Source organism: Paenibacillus sp. J31R109 (assembly GCF_059692055.1).
The window spans coordinates 18,983-35,727 of the sequence record NZ_JCAUAR010000026.1 but is presented as its reverse complement, the minus strand read 5'-3'; the positions used below and the strand labels follow the sequence as shown (position 1 = coordinate 35,727).

12 protein-coding genes are annotated in these 16,745 nt (G+C 45.2%); 8 read left to right on the top strand and 4 right to left on the bottom strand.

Translation table 11 applies throughout. From position 1 onward, the window contains the following. Nucleotides 1-3 precede the first annotated feature (3 nt). Nucleotides 4-2,274 carry a 5-methyltetrahydropteroyltriglutamate--homocysteine S-methyltransferase gene (gene metE, locus AC58QT_RS32890; protein WP_497412667.1) on the bottom strand — a complete coding sequence of 757 codons (2,271 nt, stop codon included), beginning with the start codon at nucleotides 2,272-2,274 and terminating at the stop codon, nucleotides 4-6. Between the two features lie 213 nt (nucleotides 2,275-2,487). On the opposite strand from metE, the gene AC58QT_RS32885 reads away from it, so the two are divergent. From AC58QT_RS32885 to AC58QT_RS32870, 4 genes are all read left to right on the top strand, one after another. Beyond that, entirely contained in the window at nucleotides 2,488-5,652 is a 3,165-nt protein-coding gene (locus AC58QT_RS32885) for an ATP-binding cassette domain-containing protein (protein ID WP_497412666.1), read from the top strand. 240 nt (nucleotides 5,653-5,892) lie between these two features. After that, complete coding sequence (locus AC58QT_RS32880) at nucleotides 5,893-7,098, top strand: Alp7A family actin-like protein (protein WP_497287369.1); 1,206 nt, start codon at nucleotides 5,893-5,895, stop codon at nucleotides 7,096-7,098. Beyond that, nucleotides 7,095-7,451: a hypothetical protein gene (locus tag AC58QT_RS32875; protein ID WP_497412665.1), complete on the top strand. Its 357-nt coding sequence runs from the start codon at nucleotides 7,095-7,097 to the stop codon at nucleotides 7,449-7,451. The genes AC58QT_RS32880 and AC58QT_RS32875 overlap by 4 nt, the downstream gene beginning before the upstream one ends. Nucleotides 7,452-7,506: 55 nt before the next feature. Then, nucleotides 7,507-7,965, top strand: coding sequence for a hypothetical protein (locus AC58QT_RS32870; RefSeq protein ID WP_497412664.1), 459 nt, complete (start codon nucleotides 7,507-7,509; stop codon nucleotides 7,963-7,965). 76 nt (nucleotides 7,966-8,041) lie between these two features. Here the strand turns inward: AC58QT_RS32870 and AC58QT_RS32865 are convergent, their stop codons facing one another. Then, nucleotides 8,042-9,511 (bottom strand): methyl-accepting chemotaxis protein, encoded by a 1,470-nt coding sequence (locus tag AC58QT_RS32865; protein WP_497412663.1) that lies wholly within the window; start codon nucleotides 9,509-9,511, stop codon nucleotides 8,042-8,044. Nucleotides 9,512-9,621: 110 nt separating this feature from the next. Between AC58QT_RS32865 and AC58QT_RS32860 the strand changes: the two genes are divergently transcribed. After that, on the top strand, nucleotides 9,622-10,419 hold the full coding sequence (locus AC58QT_RS32860) for a GNAT family N-acetyltransferase (RefSeq protein ID WP_497412662.1): 798 nt from the start codon (nucleotides 9,622-9,624) through the stop codon (nucleotides 10,417-10,419). A gap of 175 nt (nucleotides 10,420-10,594) precedes the next feature. Here AC58QT_RS32860 and AC58QT_RS32855 read toward each other — a convergent pair whose 3' ends face one another. Further along, nucleotides 10,595-11,860: a sensor histidine kinase gene (locus AC58QT_RS32855; RefSeq protein WP_497412661.1), complete on the bottom strand. Its 1,266-nt coding sequence runs from the start codon at nucleotides 11,858-11,860 to the stop codon at nucleotides 10,595-10,597. Then, nucleotides 11,860-12,540, bottom strand: a complete 681-nt coding sequence (locus AC58QT_RS32850) for a response regulator transcription factor (RefSeq protein ID WP_497287357.1) — start codon at nucleotides 12,538-12,540, stop codon at nucleotides 11,860-11,862. Before AC58QT_RS32850 ends, AC58QT_RS32855 begins: the two co-directional genes overlap by 1 nt. Nucleotides 12,541-12,736: 196 nt before the next feature. Here AC58QT_RS32850 and AC58QT_RS32845 point away from each other — a divergent pair, with 196 nt between their 5' ends. Genes AC58QT_RS32845 through AC58QT_RS32835 form a run of 3 tightly spaced genes read left to right on the top strand, consistent with a single transcriptional unit; the run spans nucleotide 12,737 to nucleotide 15,943 of the window. Further along, a complete protein-coding gene (locus AC58QT_RS32845; protein ID WP_497412660.1) occupies nucleotides 12,737-13,474 on the top strand; it encodes a polyphosphate polymerase domain-containing protein in 738 nt (245 codons plus the stop codon). Then, complete coding sequence (locus tag AC58QT_RS32840) at nucleotides 13,471-14,151, top strand: DUF4956 domain-containing protein (protein WP_497412659.1); 681 nt, start codon at nucleotides 13,471-13,473, stop codon at nucleotides 14,149-14,151. The genes AC58QT_RS32845 and AC58QT_RS32840 overlap by 4 nt, the downstream gene beginning before the upstream one ends. A 31-nt stretch (nucleotides 14,152-14,182) precedes the next feature. Then, entirely contained in the window at nucleotides 14,183-15,943 is a 1,761-nt protein-coding gene (locus AC58QT_RS32835; protein ID WP_497412658.1) for a carbohydrate-binding domain-containing protein, read from the top strand. Nucleotides 15,944-16,745: the final 802 nt, after the last annotated feature.

Genomic DNA, 16,745 nt, shown 5'->3' with positions numbered 1-16,745 from the left:
TTGTTATAGCGTCGCTCTTACTTCCTTCGCTGCCTGAACTAATTGTTTCAAGCTAGCCCAAGTCTCTTTGTCGCCGCGTGTTTTAAGTCCGCAATCGGGATTGACCCACAACTTCGCGATATCAATTTTCTCCAACATGCGATTCAGTCCAAGCTTGATCTCTTCTACACTTGGAATACGCGGAGAATGAATATCGTACACCCCTGGACCGACCTCTGTTTGGAACCCGCATTCATTGATTACGTCGATAATCGCAAGGTCTGATCTAGAAGCTTCGAAGGTAATGACATCCGCATCCATGGCATCAATATCCCGAATAATATCGCTGAATTGGCTATAGCACATGTGGGTATGAATTTGCGTTTCGGCTTGAACGCCGCTGTGCACCAATCGGAATGCAGGAATTGCCCAGCTTAGATACTCACTTTGCCAATCAGACTTTCTTAATGGCAGTTTTTCTCGTAAAGCAGCCTCATCAATCTGGATAATTTCAATTTGGTTTGCTTCTAGGTCTAGTACCTCATCACGAATCGCCAGCGCAATCTGGAAGGCACTATCCTTGAGGCTGATATCCTCACGAGGGAAGGACCAGTTTAGAATCGTTACAGGGCCTGTTAACATCCCTTTAAGCGGCTTATTAGTCAAGCTTTTGGCATAAGCTGAATATTCCACGGTCATTGGTTTAGAACGAGAAATATCTCCCCATACAATCGGCGGTTTCACACATCTTGTGCCATAGGATTGCACCCATGCCTTCTCAGTGAACATGAATCCATCCAAGCTCTCGCCAAAATATTCAACCATATCATTGCGTTCAAATTCACCATGAACGAGAACATCAAGCCCAATTTCCTCTTGGCGTGCAATACACGCTGCAATTTTCTCAAAATTAAACTGCTTATACTGCTCCTCGCTAATTTCGCCTTTCTTAAAAGCAAAGCGATTCGCTCGAACTTCGGCCGTCTGCGGGAAGGAACCGATCGTTGTAGTCGGCAGCTGCGGCAAATTGAATTTCACCTTCTGAATCGCTTCTCGCTTACTGAAGGCCGGCAGTCTAGTAAAGTCGGCTTCCGTTAAAGCCGCTGCTTTCGCCTGTACAGCTTCATTATTCGTAAATCGTGCGCTGCTGAATAGCTCCTCATTTTGCAAATAGCGTACAGCGGCATAGGGATCTGCTTGAGCGCCAATCACTTTGAGATGTGCGAATTCTTGCAGTTTTTCCTCTGCGAATGCTAGGTAACGTTTGGACGCATCCGACAATTTCGTTTCATGCTGCAAGGTGTAAGGTACATGCAGAAGCGAGCAGGAGGAGCTAAGCACGATGTGCTTTACATGTGCGCTTAATTCATGAAGAACCCCAAGCGTTCGTTTGTATTGATTTTTCCAAATATTTTTACCGTTCACGAGGCCAGCAAACAGTACCTTATCGTCTGAAAACCCATATTGCTTCACAAGTTCTAGCGATTGTTTACCTTCAATAAAATCGATGCCGATCCCGTCGAACGGAAGTGCTTGAAGCGTTGGATAGCAGTCGCGAATATCGCCAAAGTAGGTTTGAACGAGAACCTTAACGTTCCCTTTGGCAGATAGAATGCGATCATATAACTGCGTAAATAGCGCGATATCCTCTTTGGATAAATCGGTTACGAGTCCGGGCTCGTCAAGTTGAACCCACGCTGCGCCAAGCTCATTCAACTGCTCCATTATAGCGGTATACGCTGCTGCGGCGTCATGGACAAAGTCATTGGCTTGTTTGACACCTGTGTATTTGGCTAGCTTAAGTAGAGTGAAGGGACCGATCACAACAGGTTTCGTTACAACATCTTGCTGTTTTGCCTCTAAGAACTCATCGAACAGTTTCGTTCCCGCTAAGCGAATGCTAGTAGCATCCGTTATTTCAGGAACCATATAGTGATAGTTGGTATTAAACCATTTTTTCATCGCTAATGCTTTCACATCGCCTTGCGCACCTTGATAACCTCTAGCCATGGCAAAATACGTTTCTAACGAGCTGAGACCAAGCGCTTGATAGCGCTCTGGAATGATATTTAGTAAGCAAGCGGTATCGAGTAAACCGTCATAGAAGGAGAAATCATTGGATGGAATGTAATCAATGCCGTTCTCTTGTTGGATTTTCCAATGTGCTGCTCGCAGGTTGGCGCCTGTCTGGTGGAGTTCATCAATCGAAATCTCCCCTTTAAAGTAGTTCTCGGATGCGAATTTAAGCTCCCGCAATGCCCCGACTCTCGGATAGCCAATAATGGATGTTTGCAATGGTAACAGCTCCCTACGCTTCATTTTGATCTAAGTATAGGGTGAAAAGTTAGCTATAGAGAAATACATAAATACTATGCTAAGGTATAGTTTTTTTATATGGGAAGCTATTAACCTATCAATAATTGTAGAACCGAAAAAAAATGAATGTAATATTTTAACTCTATGCTAACATGGAAATAATAGGTTTATAAGAATAGAGAGGACGTACATATGCAAATTAAACAATTAATTTCAAACAATATTCATCTATTAGATGCAGCCCTGCCGGTTGATAAATCTTTAGGAATTGCGGGGTTATCCGGATCCGGTAAAACAACTTTTTGTCAGACGATAGGCGAGGAATCGAAGAAACGTCTCGTTTCGATATTGCCTAAGGCGGAGTATCAGTATTTATTTCCCGATATTATGGAGACCAATTTCAGTGCCATCAAGATGGAAGACATGCCATTAGTCCTTTTTCTCGGAAAATCATCGATTTCATCCAACCCGCGTTCAACCATCGGTACGCATACCGGCGTGTTTAAAGAAATTCGCGAGCGTATCGCTGAACAATTTGATCTTTCTCCAGAAGTGTTTTCCTTTAATAATCCCCTAGGCTGGTGTCCAGATTGTAAAGGGCGCAGCACGACCCAGAATGTCGAATGTCCCAAGTGTCAAGGGAATCGCTACAACCCAGAAGTTGAACAATATAAGCTGGAATTATTGAATAAACCGCATAGCATTTCTGATATCAATCGTCTAAGTATTGAAACCATTCTTTCCTTAGCGGAGGAATTACGTATTAGTGAAGGCAAGCAGCATATTCTCCAAAATATCATCAATATGAATATTGGATATTTATCCTTGAATCGTATCATGGGTACATTGTCAGGTGGGGAGATCACACGGCTTTATTTGGCAGAATTCATGGCAACAAGCGAGAATACGGTGATTATCATTGATGAAATCTCTGTCGGTCTCGATCACGAAACGCTATTGAAAATCTTAGAACAGATTAAACAACTAGGGATGAAGAATCAGATTTGGCTAATTGATCATTCAGATACGGTGCTAGACACGACAGATGATCAATTGTTCTTCGGTCCTGGCAGCGGCAAATACGGTGGGAAAATCGTGGAGGAATCACCTCGTCCGGCACCAATCATTTCAGAGCGAAATGAAGCTGTACCAACAGAATATTACCAATTCCAAGATCTGTACTGTCGTAATATTCAAATGGCGAACATTGAGATTCCTAAGAATAGACTTGTAACCTTTACAGGTGAGTCGGGATGTGGGAAATCTACGCTTGTTAATGAGTGTATCGTGAAAGATTTTCAGAAGCGTTATCCCAAAGATAAGCTCGTCGTGGTGGGGCAGGATCGCAACCAATCGATTTCTAGTCGTTCAACCGTTGCAACCTTTCTGGATATTAAAAAGAAACTGACGAAATATAGCGAGGATATTGATGATATTTTCCAACGCTCCATCGAAGATATTATTGAAGAATTGCCGAACGAAGACATCGCGCATAAACGGTTAAGCCTATTGATTAAGCTTGGACTTGGTTATCTGACACTAGAAAGAAAAACACAGTCCCTATCGACGGGTGAATTTCAATGTGTCCATTTAGTTTCGGAGCTGTTTGCCAATACAAGAAACCCGCATATGCTGTTTATTTTCGACGAGCCTTCCAAAGGGTTATCCCAAAATATTCTCAACCAGTTTATTGATAGTGTTAGGGACATTCTGGAGGATGAATCGGTCTCGATCCTAATGATTGAACATAATGCTTATATGCTAGAAAGCTCTGATTTTATTGTTGATTTTGGAAAAAGACAGCTTGAACCCGTACAACATTTGGATGTTGTCCCTCATGAGGACTATTATCGTCGTAAAAGCACGGAAGTGCATACGACTCCGGCGCCTATTTCTTCCACACTTCAGCCACAAGCAGGTATACAATATGTGCAGGAAAATCAGATCGCGTATTTCAAAAAGTCGGAAAATATCTATAAAGGTGGCATTTTAAAAAGCTTATCGCCAATCGCCCGAGTGATCTATGGGGAATATGAATCCGAGAAAATTGCCCCTGTTATCGCGATTGATCTTGAACGACATCTCTATAGTCAGTACAGTTTTCTCTATGAAATCGGTGGACTGATCAACCATATTGTGGCTGCTCACCCGACGAATAAAGATACAAGCAGCTTTGATTTCTATTATCAAGATAATCATTGTCCGAGCTGTTCGGGGCGTCGTGTGATTGAACGATTCGATATGGGTGTACTTATACAAGACACAACAGTCCCATTCTGGGATGGGATGCTGCTTCCGGAAGTGATGGATGTCTTAAAATACTACCAGCATGCCAAATTGCACTTCCTTTTCGAAGAAATTAAGAATGAGCTTGGCCACGATATGAGTAAAAGCTATAACGAGATGTCAGAAGCTGAAAAGCATACGTTCCTATATGGATATTGGGAAAAGTCATTCTATGATAAAGCGGGGAAAGCTTCGAGATCATGGGAAGGGTTTAATCTTATCCTTGGACGGTACATGGTGATTTCGAAGAATCTGGCGTTGAAAGAAGCTATGAAAGCTTCCAAAGAAATGATTAGCTGCCCGGTTTGCCATGGAACTGTGCTAAAACATCATAAGAAGCTTAAGTTTGGTGGTACGGATATTCGCGAGATTATTCAAATGCCGATTGATCAGGCTATACAAACCGTAGGGAAGCTGCCAGTGTTAGAAAAGTTAAAGTCGATTGTTGGCGGCGAGCTTGCACTTTCAGAAGAAGTCTCCTTACTACCAAGGGAAACACAGGTTGCCTTGAAAATGCTTGAACTAGAGCTGGCAAGCTTCGTGGGCTATGAAGTGGTATTACAAAATGCCGTACCTTTTTGGGAGAAGATTAAAGGTAATCTCGAGGCGATCAGCAGGAAAAATGTGATCAGCATCTGTGATTTTACCAATATCGATGAAACGAGAGAGACCATTATTGAAAAGTATTTCACCAATGGGAAATATAAAAAGCTAACTTATGTCTATGAAGCGTTTGGTTACAATAAAATAGTTACCCAAATTAATAAGATCAAGGCAAGCCATCCATGCCCATTCTGTGGCGGTAAGCGAGTCATTTCGGAAGATGGACTCCATGATGGCGTTCAGAAACTGTCGGTGCCTTGCGTAAGTTGTTATGTAAGTGGCATCAATGATGAGGGTCGTAAGGAAATTGTCGAGGGTATCGATGTACAAACTTGGCTAACAGGTAAAGTCAGAGATGTTGTCGCTGCGAGCACACGGACAGAAGAAGTGGCGGATATTCCGATTTTCAATCGTATCCGGGAGTTGAATAAACAAGATATGATGGCTGTTTATCATAGTTTGAAGTGATGTAAGCGAAATGTAATCATAGAGCACTGACCTTAGGGTTAGTGCTTTTTGCTGCATCTAAAGTTTAAAGTTCAAGCGTTAACTCACTAAACTTTACCTTTTAAACTCTAAACTTTAAACGTTAAACTTCACTTCCTTCTCCAAATCAGATATGTTAAAAATTCCTAATAACCCTCTTAAAACCCTGCCACAGTGCGAATCTATTATACTATCTCAATAAGGTTGGGAGAGGAAATAGACATGGCTAAACACGATATTCTTACTACAACCATTCACTTATCCATCGATAACGGCAGCAGTCATATCAAAGGTATATTTGACGATTTGAGCAACAGCTTTATTTTCCCTAATGTGGTCGCACAACCGTTTGGGGAGCGATTTTTATTGATGGAACAAGGAGATCCTTTGGATTTCTTAGATGTGCAGATTACATCGCCGGCGATCGATACCGAGCAATACCGTCATGTCTATGTTGGGAATTTGGCCATTGGCGACGAAGGGATTGTTCATGAGATTGTAGGTGATAAAGCCGTACAGAAGAAGGCACAGCGACCAGAAACAATGGTTACACTCCTAACGGCTGCGGCCTATGCCATCGCTACGAAACATGAAGATGCTATTAAACGCGGTAAGAATCGCATTAAAGCGGCGGTACGACTAGGAACGGGGTTACCCATCCGAGAGATTACGAAATTCAGTGAAGAGTTTGCACATAAAATAACAGGAGGCATCCATTCCATCACATTTGTTACGACCCCTGTTTTTAAAGGAGTAACGGTGGAAATGGAGTTCACACTCCCCTCGGATATTAGTATTGATGATGTGTCAGGTGTTTATGACATGGAGGCAACCTCCAAATCGCAGTTGTCACACAAAGGTTTTGGTATAGCGGATGTTGGCGGTGTTGATATGGACATCGCGTTTTTCAGACCGGGGTTAGATCTGGATCAACGGCATTCCACGGGGGCCAAAATCTACTTAAACGATGCTTTGGAAAGCATACGTAATGAAATCAATTCCGAAGGTGAGGAGTTAATCTCCAGTACAGCGGAACTGACAATCATGCTCATTAACAAGGAATACGAAATTTATGCTGAGGGTAAAGTTGCTTTCGACATGACCAACCTGGTAAATCGCCATATGCGTATTCTAGCTGAAAAGGTGCTAAAATACGCCCGTAACGCATGGAAACATGCTCGGTATGCCAATGAATTCTGGTTTATCGGTGGCGGAGCGATTGTGCTTCAACCATGGATTGAGAGATTAAATGCCGAGTTAGGCTTGCCGCTCCGTTTCGACCCTTCCGAGTTTAGTCAATTCCGCAATGCTCGCGGGACCTTCTTCCTGCTAGAACATGCCTTGAAGCACAGCGCTGACGCTGAAGCAGCGGCAAGCCTGGAAGCGAAGGAAGGATCTGATGGTGGGAGCGGGAGCGGATCGGCTTGAAGAAACGGAGATCGACTGTACTGGTCTGCCCTGGCAAGGATGTGACGCTCTATATCCCATCGGATACACCGCCAGAGGTTATTACTTATTTGAACCAGTTGAAAGCGGAAGGTATGTTTAGTCATGGCATTATGGAAATTCTGACCAAGCATATTCTACAAGAGCGATCGACGAAGATGTGGGAGATTGAAGATGATCCTAATCACCTCAGAGCTACATTTGAAGATGAGGAGCATGTACCAGTGCTGGAAGACCAGGAACCAAGTGAGCTCCCCGATTTTAACAGCAAGAAGAATTTCAGTTTGGAAGATATATTTCGGCAGGCTAGCCGCAATGCGGGTAAGCTAATGTAAGTTTATAACTAGGTGGGGTGAACTCCGATCATAATGTGAAAAGGAGGACATCGAAATGTCTAACGGAGAAATAAACGAAGGTACACGGAGTTTTGCGCTGTCGGATGATATTTTTCGTCAACCAGGGTTAGATCTGTACTCTCAAATGGTCTATATTATTTTGAAAAGTTGCGGCTCAGAGTCCAATTTTCCTGAGTTGTCCGTGATTTCGAAGCTTGCCCGAATGACGGACAAGCAGACGATGAAGGCGTTGCAAGATCTTGTTGAACTGAAAATCCTACCACATAAATTATATCGCCGCATGGTTGGTGATTTCCAAGATGACCGCCTCTCCTGGGCGGCGAAGGGCTTGCTCCTATTCTGCAAAGAGAACCCGCATATTCACTTAGATGACTTGTTGGAGTTAACGAGCCAATCGGGTGAGGACGAGCTTAGTATTCGTAATTCGTTGCGCCTTTTAAGTCAACATGGCTATTTGGATGAATACCCGGAGTGGCAGCAAATCGCGAATTGAGTTGAGTGGAATTGGTTTAGTGGAAGGTAGTAAAAAGGAAAGAGCGCTCACCTCGGGAGCGCTCTTTCTTATTTACTTAACCCTTCGTCATGCGACTAAGATCGGAAGTGAGCTTATCGAGCTGAAGGAAGCTCTCTTGGATGTCGCTGATGCGGCTGTCCTGTGTTGTCATACTTGCAGACATTTCTTGGATGGATGCCATGTTTTCCTCGGTGATACCAGCAATTGTGACGATCTGATCCGTAATGCGAGTGTACTGTTGGTGAAGACTCTCGGCAGATTGTTCCACGTGAGCGGACTGGCTCTCCAAGTGACCTGCATCGGTTGCCAGCGCATGCATGACCTGTACGACTTTCTGCGCCGCATCACTGCCATTTGCTACAGATTGCTGCCCCTGTAACACTTGCGCCGCGGCTTGTGTTGTCTTCAAGCGGATTTCTTCGAGAATACCCTCGATCTGCTCGGTAGATTGCTGCGAAGTTTCAGCCAATTTGCGAATCTCATGCGAAACCACGCCGAATCCTCTGCCGTGCTCACCCGCACGTGCAGCTTCAATGGCGGCATTCAACGCGAGTAAATTCGTTTGCGTCGAAATATGCTTAATCGTTGCGACGATATCGCTAATATGCGAATTCTGGCTGTCGAGTTCGTTCATTAACTGAACCGATGAATCCATTGTTTCGTGGGCACTCTTCATTTGAACCTCGAGGGACACGGCTTCTTCACTACCCACTTGGGTTAGTTGTGCAGAGCGGACAGAAAGATCTCTCATTTCCGTTGAGCGGTCCGCCAGCGAAGTGACCGATTGCTCGATATGGCGAATAGATTCGCTGATATCACTGATGCTGGATGTCTGCGTCTCAGTGCTTGCCGTAATTTCCCCGAAGGCTAAGGTAACTTCTCTAGAAATAGAGCCCGTAGCTGTCGCATTTTGCTTCAGATTTGAGCTGAATTGTGTAAGTGAAACTAGAGATGCAGAGACGAGATTAACTAAATCGACGGATTTGTTCTTCTCTAGAACAGCTTGTTCCTGCTCAGAGAAAATTGCCTTTTGCAACTTCTCACTGAATTTCGTCGATACGAATAAAGGTACAGCGATTAATGCAAGGTACATGAACATATTAACGATATCGTTATCGCCGAAAATTTCTGTTTTATAAGGGCTAATGAAAAAGTAGGCGGTTAATACAACACCCAAGAAGCTGGAGAAAGCAATCGCGCGTGAGCTGCCATATAACGTCATAATGGCTATATTCACGTAGACAAGAAGATAGGTTGTGAAGATGGGACCCGTCAGAATCAACAGCCAAGTCAGTAGTGTGATGATGGCGGATATGATATACATGATGTAGGTGGTTAGCCAACGTTTGTAGGTAAGAATAGTTGCCAATCCGCTAGTCAATGTGCCGACGACGAGAAGAACGATGATCGAATCCATGCCTGCAGCAGTCAGGAAATCGACAGCTATGCCTAGGGCGAGCATTCCCCAAATAATAGTGACAAGCAATTTGTTACGGCGGTGCAATGTTTCCATATAATTCATCATCCGTCCACCTTTTCCATATATTGTTACGTTAAGATGATAACATAAAACGACAAAATTTTACATGGAAACTGTATCACAAGTCTCAACCAATAAGGAGAATTCAACCCATCATGTCTAGCAGGAAACCTTTGGATTACATGAAACAAATTGAACAGATTGAAACGGAGCTCACTCAACTTAATGCAAGCAGATCATTGACCGCGGTGCCAAGAAATCTCGAAGTCACGCAACGAGGTAATTGTACGCTGCTAAAGGATATATCAGGCCAATCAACCGCTTACTATAACCGGATCAAGGGTTTCGGTCCCGAGGATGTGCCTTATTTGCATAGCCTTATCAGCCAGTATAAGCCTGTTGTACCCTCATTTGATATGACACCGAATCACATGACCGAAGAGGTGACAAGTGCGTTAATCGCCCAAGGAATGTTCCCCGTGGAACAACTGGTCTTTATGGTAATTCATCCTGTTAAAGCCAACTTAGCGGAAAATAGGACTTCTCACCTCATTGAGCGGGTTACGGAGGCGAATGCTGAGCAGCTGATCGAGTGGATTCAGTTATCTCACGAGAATATGATCGTGACGGAAGAGATGATTGCACGCGCGAAGCCGTATTTCTACAGCCCTAATTTCATCAACTACCTGATGACCATGGAAGGGAAGCCTGCGGCAATGGGATCTCTCTTTCGGAGTGGGGGGGCGGGATATATCGCGAACGATTTCACATTCCCCGCTTTCCGAGGCAGAGGCTGCCAATCAGCGCTGCTGAAGCAAAGGTTAGCAGATGCTGAGCAATTAGGCTTGAAAACGGTGTTCACAGACGTCGAATTTGGCTCCATTAGCCATGCGAACATGGAAAAGGTAGGGTTCAAGACGGTATACATGAATACATTGTGGGTCAAAAAATAAGAGGCGGAATGCTCCTCTGTAAAGCCGGCTGAGGTCGAGGCGGGTAGAGGCAGGAATAGCGCCCCAAAAGGGCGCTATTGCAGTGCTTGGGGCTAAATAGCCGAAGGATAAGGCCCTTTTTGGGTCTTAAAGCCGCGCGTGCCGGTGAATTCTCACGTGGCTCTCAAATAATCTATCAAGGGAGCTGCACATAAAACGACGTCAGCTCGTGCTGCACACTTTTAGCATATATTTTCCCCTTATGCTGCTCAACGATAGACTTCGCTATGGCCAATCCAAGCCCGTAGCCGCCGTGCTTGCGTGAACGCGAGGGATCCGCGCGATAGAAGCGATCGAAAATCCGCTCCACATGCTCGGGCGGGATACCCTCCCCTGTATTCGTTACGGTGAGCAGCGCATCGCTATGATGTTTTTTGAAGGTGAGCGTAATAGCGCCTTTCGGTGGCGTGTACTTGATCGCATTATCCAGAAGTATCATGACAACCTGTTTGATTTGCTCACTATTGCCGTGCGAGATCAGGTCAGGCTCAATCTCATAGTCTAGCGAGAGATCTTTCTCGAACACGACGGCTTCCATGGTCAGAAGGACACTTTCAACCGATTCGCTCACATTGAAATTACTGTACAGCATATCTGCCCTAGCATCATCCATTTCAGTGAGGTAGAGGAGATCATTCGTGAGCGTCTTCATCCGTTCCGTCTCCGATTTGATGCGATGCAGCCATTTGGATTGGCTTTCGATGGTATCTTCGTTATTCGCTAAGAGAACATCTGCATTGGTATTGATGACGGCTAACGGTGTTTTCAACTCGTGGGAAGCATCCGCGATGAATTGTTTCTGCTTCTGGAAGGCTTCACGGACTGGCGCGATGGAGCGGTTAGCGAAATATCGGCTTGTAAAGAAGATAACAATCAACATCACCAAGCCGACGATTGTGAATGTATAGACGAGATTCGTAAGAATGTTCTGCTGAGCTGTAACGTCGAGATAGGCGATGCCATAACCTGCGTTATTTTTCTGAACCATATAGGCCCAGCGATTGCCATCGAGTGTGAACTGGCCGATATCCGATCTGCTGGTGGAGGCTTCCTTAATGGCTGTTTCATAGAATTCCGTGTCCATGTCAAAACGGGAGTTGGTTCCCATGAGCTCCCACTGCGCATTTGTCTGTAGCTGAAAAGAAACGGACCGCTCTGGCGGCGGGTTCGTATACCCCTGAGATTCCTTCGGGGGATGGCCTCCTCCAGGTCCAAGCTGTGGGTTCCCCTTTTTCCCATCAGGTTTCAAAAAAAATTCAGAAACGCGATGCAGTTCCATATCGATGTCGGTTCGCACGTTCTGATAAGTAATAAAATAAATCGTAGCGAAGGATAAGAGCATGATACAAGAAATAATAACGAGATTCACAATCAGGAATCGGTTGCGAAGCTTACTGAACATTAGGATGTCACCTCCTCCAGCACATATCCGACGCCTCTAAGCGTGGTGATGCGGACCGCCGCGTGTAAGAAGGTTAGTTTTTTGCGTAAAAAAGAAATATAAACCTCCACATTGTTATGCTCCACCTCAGAATCGAAGCCCCATAGCTTCTCAATGATCTGTTCCTTAGAAGTTACGGCCTGCTTTCTCGTCATGAGCAGCTCCAGAAGCTCGCTTTCCTTCAAAATCAGCTTTAATTCCTTCCCTTTACACGTCAACTTCAGATTTCCCGTATGCAATTCGATGTCCCCGAACTTCAAAGCATCTTCCGGCACGACTTCGCCTTTCCGTCGTAACGCCGCGCGTATCCGAGCTAATAGCTCCTCCGTTGAAAAAGGTTTGGCGACATAATCGTCGGCACCGTAATCCAACCCCGCGATTTTATCCGAAATTTCTCCTTTAGCCGTAAGCAAAATGACAGGTGTTGAAATTCCTTTGGCACGCAGTGTCTTGAGAATCGTGATCCCGTCCATCTCAGGCAGCATGATATCGAGCAAAAGTAGATCATATATACCGCTTAACGCGTTATCCAGCCCTGATTGGCCGTCATGAACGGCATCAACGGAATAATGGTGTTTTTTTAAAATCTGAGTTAAAGCTTCTGCTAAATGTACTTCATCTTCCACGATTAGAATTCTCATGGTCGTTTCCCCCTCAGTGCCTCAAGGTGCTTGCAAATGGCATGGCTTCATTATAGGCGTGTGAACCTTTAATCAACCTTAATAGTAGCACTACCGATGTGGATTTACGAAAAAAACATAAACCCTCTCCCATTTAAGTTTCACTAAAGGTTCGGGGGCTAAGATACAGACATGAACAAGAAGGAGGCGCATCACAATGGCGATTGAAGTATTTAATCGGTATGAAAACAAGTATCTGATGGATACGAAAGCCTTTTACACAATTTATAATCGACTGCTCGAATATATGGAAATGGACGCGTACAACAAGAATGAACAATTCTATTCGATCAGTAATATCTATTTTGACACGGAACATGATTCATTAATTCGAAATTCGCTGGCGAAGCCGAAGTACCGTGAAAAGCTGCGAATAAGGGCGTATGGCGTTCCGGCTGGGGATGCAAAAGTATATCTGGAGCTAAAGAAGAAAGTGTTCGGTCTTGTGAATAAAAGAAGAACAGCGCTGAAGCTGAATGAGTCGTATGATTTTGTACGAACGAAGCTAGAGCCTGACTTCAAGGACTATATGAACAAGCAGGTTATTCAGGAAATTAAGTATTTCTTACAGCGGTATGATCTGGAGCCGAAGGTATATCTGGCGTATGACAGGATTGCGATGTTTTGCAAAAATAATCGAGATTTGCGGATCACATTCGACACGAATATCCGTTCCAGACGGTATGATCTCAAGCTGGAAAACGGCGATCATGGGGAGCAGTTGATGGGTCGCGGGCAATGGCTCATGGAAGTGAAGGCGGAGAAAACGATTCCGCTCTGGCTGTCGAGGATGCTGTCTGAGCACCAGATGTTTCGAACGAGCTTTTCGAAGTACGGCAACGAATACAAAAAAATGCGAAATGAACAATTAACGGGGGAGAGGATTCCATTATGATCGATTCGATTTTTGCACAAGTGACCGCAGGCACAGAATTAACCCTAATGAATGCTGTATTAACCATCATTACGGCGATTGTATTAGGCGCGATAATCAGCGTTACGTATATGAAAACACAAACGAATTACACACAAAGCTTCACGTTAACCATGATTGTTCTGCCCGTCATCGTAGCCATTATTATTCTATTAATCGGCAGCAACATCGCCAGAGCGTTCAGCCTTGCAGGAGCATTCTCGATCATCCGATTCCGAAGCGCTCCGGGGGATCCGAAGGACATTGCGTTCGTCTTGTTCACGATGGCGGCAGGTCTTGCCTGCGGTGTGGGATCGTTTGGTTATGCAGTGCTTTTCACAATTATCCTATGCGTATTGATGTTTGTTCTGAAAGCGACGAATTTCGGAGCTAAGAAGGCTGCACAGAAGCTATTGAAAGTAACGATTCCTGAGAGTCTGGGATATGAAGAAGCGTTTGATGAAGTTTTCAAAATGTTCGACATTGCCTATGAATTGAAAAAGGTAAGAACGACCGAATTAGGTAGCTTGTATGAGTTAGTTTACGTTGTGACGATTGATCATTTAACGAGTCAAAAAGAGTTCTTAGACGCTATTAGATGCAGAAATGGCAACTTAGATATCACCTTAACGATGAGCCCTACAGCGGCTGAATTTTAAAATCAGGCAAGTGAGGAAGGAAGAGATTTCTATGAAAAAACCATTGAAAATGAAGGGTGCAGGTGCCCTATTATTATGTGCTATTGTGTTAGCGGCATGCAATGAAACGACTGAGATAGCTTCGAATACGACCGAGTCTGCAGCAACCTCAACGGTGACGGGAGCGACGGCTTCAGCTGGAAAAGAAACGACTACGGATATCATCCAGAATGTTAAGTATGCGGCTGATGATGCGTATACAGACTGGGCCTCCGCGAACCCGACGAAGATCTCGTTGACGGGGAGCAGCGCAACGATCGAGGGCTCTGGCGCAGCGGCGAAAGACGGTAAAATTACGATTACGGCGGCTGGCACATATGTCCTGAGTGGTAAATTGACAGACGGTCAAATAACGGTGAATGTGAAGGATAAAGGCGTCGTTCGCATCGTACTAAATGGAGCGGAGATCTCGAATAGTACGTCTTCTGCGATCTATGTCGAAGAAGCGGGCAAAGTGATTATCAGCTTACAAGAGGGGACAGAGAACCTTGTTTCTGATGGAACGAAGTATGTGTATCCGGATGCGGAGACCGACGAGCCTAATTCAGCGATCTTCAGTAAAGACGATCTGACGATTAACGGATCTGGGAAGTTGGTCGTGAAAGGGAACTACAACAACGGGATTACCAGCAAGGATAAGCTGAAAATCACAGGAGGCATCCTAGACGTTCACGCAGTGGATGACGGTGTGATGGGCCGCGATTTGGTTGCTGTCCAAGCGGGGACCTTGACCATAGATGCGGGCGGACACGGCATCAAAACCTCGAACGATACTGCGGGAGAGGAAGGTTATATCAGCCTTGCAGGCGGCACCTTCAACATCAAATCCGGCGAGGATGCGCTGCATAGCAGCGGCGGGCTTGATGTGAGCGGTGGAGATGTTCACATTAACGCTGGCGATGATGGTATTCACGCCGAGGTATCCCTTGCTATCGCAGGTGGTACAATCGATATCACGCAAAGCAATGAAGGGATCGAGGCGCCAGCGGTTCTGATCTCGGGTGGTACCACTAATGTCGTCTCTACGGACGACGGTGTGAACATCTCCAGCGGCGACGCTGAGTCCGCTGAGGGTGGCGGTGCCCCAGGTGCATCCGGTGCAAATTCGACCAATATGCTGACGATTACTGGGGGCTTCCTATCCGTCGACTCGAAGGGCGACGGGTTGGACTCCAACGGTTCCATCACGATGAGTGGTGGGACGGTCATCGTCAACGGGCCGACGGAGAACAACAACGGCGCCCTCGACTATGACGGCACGTTCGTCATGACCGGCGGCTTCCTCGTCGCGGCGGGAAGCTCCGGCATGGTGCAAGCGACGTCCGACAAGTCGACGCAAGCCGGCGTCCTAATGACGTACACCAAGACCCAGCAAGCGGGGGCGCTGGTTCACCTTGAAGACAGCGCAGGCAACGCTATTATCACCTTTGCGCCAGCGAAGAACTATCAGTCCGTGTTCGTCAGCTCTCCGAACCTGAAGCAGGATGCTTCGTATACGCTCAGCACGGGCGGAACATCGACAGGCACCGCTGCGAAAGGTCTTTATAACGGTGGCACGTACCAAGGCGGGACGAAGGTCGTTGATTTCAAGACATCAACCATAATTACATGGTTGAACGAAACAGGCGTAACCACCGCTAGAAGCGGGATGATGGGTGGTCCCGGTGGCGGAGGCCCTGGCGGACAAGGCGGAGGTGGAGGCGGGATGCCGCCTCAAGGTGGTGGACAACGTCCGCAACGAACCGCACAGTAAGTCGGATGTGTGTTAAGAAGCTGTCCTCATCTAAGTGGGGACAGTTTTTTCACTTATACACACACGCTAAGAGGATTGAGCAGCCACATATTGTACAGTTAAATCGGGTTTTCGAAGAAACATCTCGGAAATAACTACATATTTGAGACTGTCGATTAACTGTTTATCCTGAATATCCTATAAACATTTGAAATTTAGAAAACAACCGGGAACTTCTGCAACTCGAGATAACTTATCGCTTCCATGACATAGAGATGAACCTCGTTTGCAAAATAGCGTTATGAAAACATCTTATTTATTAGTTTAGTAGAGAATACGGGAGAATAACGTTATAGAATAGCGTTATTTCACTCTAAATGGATAAATTCCACTCCATTTGGTCGAAATAGCGTTATTTCGTAATGCTATATTTTCACAGAACATATATATGAAAATAACGTTATGCCACACCTTTATTTGAAATCGCATGTAACTTTACCTTTGTAAGGAGAGACAACCTCCTCAGAAACTAACAATTTTTATAAAAATTCACTAAGTTGCATGTTTATTAAGCCTGATTCATTAATCGACAGTCTCAATTTTCCAGTTAATACAACCGTGTAAGGCACGTTTCCCTCATTTCCCCCAAAGGCCACCGCCACCGGCACTCCAATCCACCTCTATCCCCGTGATTTTTCATGTTTTTCGTGTTTTTCTTACTAAATAGGACACTCACGTTCCTTTAGTTGGCAATTTTCATCTTTTTCGACTAAATAAGTCACCCACGTTCCCATGAAAATCGTTTCCCCTATATCACGGCCAA

What these genes read in the sequence shown, in the direction of transcription:
- AC58QT_RS32885 (WP_497412666.1), top strand. Translation starts at nt 2,488, where the DNA reads ATGCAAATTAAACAATTAATTTCAAACAATATTCATCTATTAGATGCA.
- AC58QT_RS32880 (WP_497287369.1), top strand. Translation starts at nt 5,893, where the DNA reads ATGGCTAAACACGATATTCTTACTACAACCATTCACTTATCCATCGAT.
- AC58QT_RS32870 (WP_497412664.1), top strand. Translation starts at nt 7,507, where the DNA reads ATGTCTAACGGAGAAATAAACGAAGGTACACGGAGTTTTGCGCTGTCG.
- AC58QT_RS32865 (WP_497412663.1), bottom strand. Translation starts at nt 9,511, where the DNA reads ATGATGAATTATATGGAAACATTGCACCGCCGTAACAAATTGCTTGTC.
- AC58QT_RS32860 (WP_497412662.1), top strand. Translation starts at nt 9,622, where the DNA reads ATGTCTAGCAGGAAACCTTTGGATTACATGAAACAAATTGAACAGATT.
- AC58QT_RS32855 (WP_497412661.1), bottom strand. Translation starts at nt 11,860, where the DNA reads ATGTTCAGTAAGCTTCGCAACCGATTCCTGATTGTGAATCTCGTTATT.
- AC58QT_RS32850 (WP_497287357.1), bottom strand. Translation starts at nt 12,540, where the DNA reads ATGAGAATTCTAATCGTGGAAGATGAAGTACATTTAGCAGAAGCTTTA.
- AC58QT_RS32845 (WP_497412660.1), top strand. Translation starts at nt 12,737, where the DNA reads ATGGCGATTGAAGTATTTAATCGGTATGAAAACAAGTATCTGATGGAT.
- AC58QT_RS32840 (WP_497412659.1), top strand. Translation starts at nt 13,471, where the DNA reads ATGATCGATTCGATTTTTGCACAAGTGACCGCAGGCACAGAATTAACC.
- AC58QT_RS32835 (WP_497412658.1), top strand. Translation starts at nt 14,183, where the DNA reads ATGAAAAAACCATTGAAAATGAAGGGTGCAGGTGCCCTATTATTATGT.